Origin of the sequence: Mesorhizobium sp. M4A.F.Ca.ET.020.02.1.1, from assembly GCF_004022645.1 — a bacterium.
Classification (GTDB): Bacteria; Pseudomonadota; Alphaproteobacteria; order Rhizobiales; family Rhizobiaceae; genus Mesorhizobium.
On record NZ_RZOI01000588.1, the window covers coordinates 1 to 3,895 of the forward strand.

3 protein-coding genes and 2 pseudogenes are annotated in these 3,895 nt (G+C 63.8%); 4 read left to right on the forward strand and 1 reads right to left on the reverse strand.

What is annotated here, in order from left to right; all coding sequences use genetic code 11:
• A pseudogene (locus tag EN742_RS27250) lies at positions 1-350 on the reverse strand (sugar phosphate isomerase/epimerase); the annotation flags it as partial.
• 400 nt (positions 351-750) lie between these two features.
• Between EN742_RS27250 and EN742_RS27255 the strand changes: the two are divergent.
• The 4 genes and pseudogenes from EN742_RS27255 to EN742_RS27270 all read left to right on the forward strand — a co-directional run.
• The gene (locus EN742_RS27255; RefSeq protein WP_127405806.1) at positions 751-1,638 is read left to right on the forward strand and encodes a sugar phosphate isomerase/epimerase; all 888 of its coding nucleotides are present in this window, start codon (positions 751-753) and stop codon (positions 1,636-1,638) included.
• A 54-nt stretch (positions 1,639-1,692) separates the two neighbouring features.
• Positions 1,693-2,862 carry a mandelate racemase/muconate lactonizing enzyme family protein gene (locus EN742_RS27260; protein WP_126058213.1) on the forward strand — a complete coding sequence of 390 codons (1,170 nt, stop codon included), beginning with the start codon at positions 1,693-1,695 and terminating at the stop codon, positions 2,860-2,862.
• Between the two features lie 2 nt (positions 2,863-2,864).
• A complete protein-coding gene (locus tag EN742_RS27265; RefSeq protein WP_126058212.1) occupies positions 2,865-3,581 on the forward strand; it encodes a FadR/GntR family transcriptional regulator in 717 nt (238 codons plus the stop codon).
• Positions 3,582-3,646: 65 nt separating this feature from the next.
• A pseudogene (locus EN742_RS27270) lies at positions 3,647-3,895 on the forward strand (dehydrogenase); the annotation flags it as partial.

Sequence of the window (3,895 nt, forward strand, 5' to 3'; positions counted from 1 at the left end):
GCCCATTGCTGCCGGGCTTTCGGATTGTTGTGGACGGCCGCCGGCGCGAAGCCATCGAATTGCGCGTCATAGGCCGGATGCACCGCAACCAGTTGCCCCTGAAGATGCGTCGAGAGCTCGGTGATCTCGACGCCGGCATCGGCGCAGATGCCTTTCACCTCGTCGCAATAGGCCTTGGAGGTCGCCGCCTTCTCCAGGTCGAACAGCCGCGCGTCCCAGGTCGGTATCTGCACTCCCTTGTAGCCGAGGCCGGCTGCCCATTTGGTGATCGACGACAGCGAATTGAACGGCGCGGCATCGCCCGCGAACTGCGCCAGAAACAGACCGGGACCCTTCATCGTCGACGGCATCGGCATCCTCCCTCTCTCTTTTGACGGCCAAGCATAGCGCTGATTGAAAACAGGGCCAGCCCGTTTGGTGTTTTCCTGTCGGCGCCAGTACGCGTCGTCATTCTGGTATGACCAAATATCGACATTTGGTCAAGCGGCCGAACAGGCGCCGGAAGCGCTTTCGTTCGTCACAAACTGTGAAAATATGTTAGATTATTCAAGGAAGTAAGCAGAGCCTGACATCGCCGCACGCGACTTCTTGCCGTGCAGCTGAATTTGCGGTAGACCTCGCATCAGGCCCAATTGGTCGAACCAGTTTGCCAGAAAGACACTGGAGTACCTTGGGGAGGAATCGCACGGCGGGCTTTGCTCGAGCCACGTCGTGGGAAACGTGACAGGCGAACTCTGGGAAGGATAGACCATGCATCTTTCGACGCACAACTGGATGCGGGCGGAGCCGTTGGAAGTGACGCTGAAGCGCATCAAGAAATTCGGCTATGAGTCGATCGAGATCTCCGGCGAGCCCGAGCAGTACAAGACCGGGGAGACGCGCGCGCTCTTGAAGGAGCACGGCATCCGCTGCTGGGGCTCGGTGACGCTGATGCTGGGCGAACGCAACCTCGCCGCCAAGGACCAGGGCCAGCGCGAGCGTTCGGTGCAGTACGTCAAGGACGTGCTGACCATGGTCAGCGAGCTCGATGGTGAGATCATCACGCTGGTTCCCGCCACCGTCGGCAAGGTAGTGCCCGACGGCACCGAGGCGGAGGAATGGGGCTGGGTGGTCGACGCCACCCGCGAGTGCTTCGCCCACGCCAAGAAGGTCGGCGTCAAGGTCGCGGTCGAGCCGCTCAACCGCTTCGAGACCTATCTGTTCAACCGTGGCGCCCAGGCGCTCGCGCTCGCCGACGCGGTCAGCCCGGAATGCGGCGTCTGCCTCGACGCCTATCACATCCACATGGAGGAATTTAACGTCTATGACGCCATCCGTCAGGTCGGCAAGCGCCTGTTCGACTTCCACGTCGCCGACAACAACCGCTTCGCCGCCGGCCTCGGCCAGATCGACTGGCCGCGGATCGTGCGCACGCTGAAGGAGATCGGCTATGACGGCGCGCTGACCAATGAGTTCGTCGCCCCTGTCGACCGCACGCCGGCCGCGCCCTATCCCGACATGGTCGAGCGCCATCCGGTCGACATCTCGCCAGAGCAGCTGAAGTTCATCCAGGATCACGGTTCCAGCGTGCTGACGGAGAAGTTCTACACCGACCAGATGCGCATCACCGCCGAAACGCTGCTGCCGCTGATCAGGTAGCCGATCCAAAGAGAGACGCCCTTCCGCCTTTCTGCGGCGGGGCCGGGGATGACCATGCGCATCAAGACGGTCCAAGCCTGGTGGGTTCGCATACCGATCGAAGCCGCGAAGCAGCATCGCAGCGACTTCGGTCAGGTGACGACGTTCGACGCCGCCATTCTGCGCATCGAGACCGATGACGGCCTGGTCGGCTGGGGCGAAGGCAAGAACGCCGCCGGCAGCGCCGGCAGCTATGGTGCCCTGGTCCACATGCTGAACCACGAAGTCGGCCCGCAGCTCATCGGCCGCGACCCGACCGACATCGGCGTCATCTGGGAGATGCTCTACAACGGCGTGCGCCACCACACGGCGGCCCATGGCGGACATGCCATGCCGCAACTGGCGCGGCGCGGCATGAGCGTGGCCGCCATCAGCGCCGTCGACATCGCGCTCTGGGACATTCTCGGCAAGTCGCTCGGCCAGCCCATCTGGCGGCTGCTTGGTGGCCGCAAGGTCGAGCGCATGCAAGCCTATGCTTCCGGCGGCTGGGCGCCAGCCGAGACCATCGGCGAGCAGCTCAAATCCTACATCGCCAAGGGCGGCTTCAAGGCACTGAAGATGCGTATCGGCGCCATGGACGGCGCCCCGCATATTTCCGCAGGGCGCGTCCGCGCGGCGAGAGAGGCCCTCGGCGCCGACGTCGAGCTGATGGTCGACGCGCATGGCACTTATACGGTGGCCGAGGCAAAGCGCTTCATCCAGCTTGCCGGCGACCTCGACCTCGCCTGGTTCGAGGAGCCGGTGATCGCCGACGACAAGCCGGGCATGGCCGAAGTTCGCGCCTCGAGCTCGATCCCGATCGCCACCGGTGAAAGCGAGGCGACGCGCTATGCCTTCCGCGACCTCGCCGTTCTGAAGTCGGCTGACATTTTCCAGCCGGACCCCGCCTTCTGCGGCGGCATCAGCGAAGCGATGAAGATCGGCACCATCGCCAGCGCCTTCAACCTGCGCTTTGCCCCGCATCTGTGGGCCGGCGCGCCCTGCTTCTTTGCCGGTCTGCATGTCTGCGCCGCCTCGCCGGCGAGCTTCACCGTCGAATACTCGCTCGGCGCCAACCCGATGATCCACGATCTTATCGAAGAGACTGTCGAAGCAAAGGACGGTATGATAGCGATCCCTGAAAAGCCCGGATTGGGATTCACAATCTCGGAGCGATTCCTGGAGGCGAACGCGCAACGCTGCTGACGATGAAAGAAAAGAACCTTCTCGCGGAACTCGCCGCCTATCTGTTCTCCAAATCGGACAAGGAGACGGGTCGCACGCCGTCGGAGCGCGAACTGGCCGAGCACTTCGCCGTCAGCCGCGGCCAGATCCGCGAAGCGCTGGCCATCCTGGAAGCCATGCGGATCGTCGAACGCCGCGCCAAATCCGGCATCTATGTCGACACCAAGCAGGCGAGCGTCGAGGCGTTGGCCCTTTTCGCCCGCGCCGGCCTGCCGCTCGATCCGATCCAGATCTACGAAACGGTCGAGTTGCGCAAGATCCACGAGATCAAGGCCGCCGAGCTTGCCTGCTCACGCGCCACCGAGGAGAATTTCGAGCGGCTGCGCGAGATCCTGAAAGCCTCGGAGGAGCGTATCGCCGCCGGCGAGGGTCTGGCCAAGGAAGACCGCGAGTTCCACCTCGAGATCGTGCGCGCCACCAAGAACGGCATCTTCCACAACATCTGCAGCGTCTACTACCTGATGGGCGAGCAGCGCCTGCCGATCTATTTCAACGATCCCGAGCGCAGCGTGCGCTCGCATGCAGAGCATATCCAGATCTACGAGGCGCTGCTGCGCCGCGACGGCAACCTCGCCCAGGCGCTGATGAACGCCCATCTGCAAGGCGCCGAAAGCTATTGGAAGGGCCTGATCGAGGGGCGTGGGACGGAGCCGACAAGCCCGGCGCTCGAAAAGGCCTAGAGCATTTTGCAGCCCAAGCGGCATCGCTTGGCATCGCAGAAATGCGGCAAACAAACGGGAGCCACATGCCCAGAATCCTGTCGACGCACCCGCTGCATCCGCGCGCCTCCGCCATGCTGGCCGGGGCAGGCAAGCTGGTCGTCGCTTCCGCCCTCGATGGCAAAACGCTTGCCGCCGAGGCGAAGGATGCTGATATCGTCATCGTCCGTGCGCCGCTGCCACCTGAGCTCTTCGGCGGCGCCGCGAAGCTGCGCGCCGCGATCCGTCATGGCGCTGGGCTGGACATGATCCCGGTCGAGGCGGCAACGTCAGCC

Bases quoted from the DNA above. Each gene is read 5' to 3' on its own strand.
- EN742_RS27255 (WP_127405806.1), top strand. From the start codon at position 751: ATGCATCTTTCGACGCACAACTGGATGCGGGCGGAGCCGTTGGAAGTG.
- EN742_RS27260 (WP_126058213.1), top strand. From the start codon at position 1,693: ATGCGCATCAAGACGGTCCAAGCCTGGTGGGTTCGCATACCGATCGAA.
- EN742_RS27265 (WP_126058212.1), top strand. From the start codon at position 2,865: ATGAAAGAAAAGAACCTTCTCGCGGAACTCGCCGCCTATCTGTTCTCC.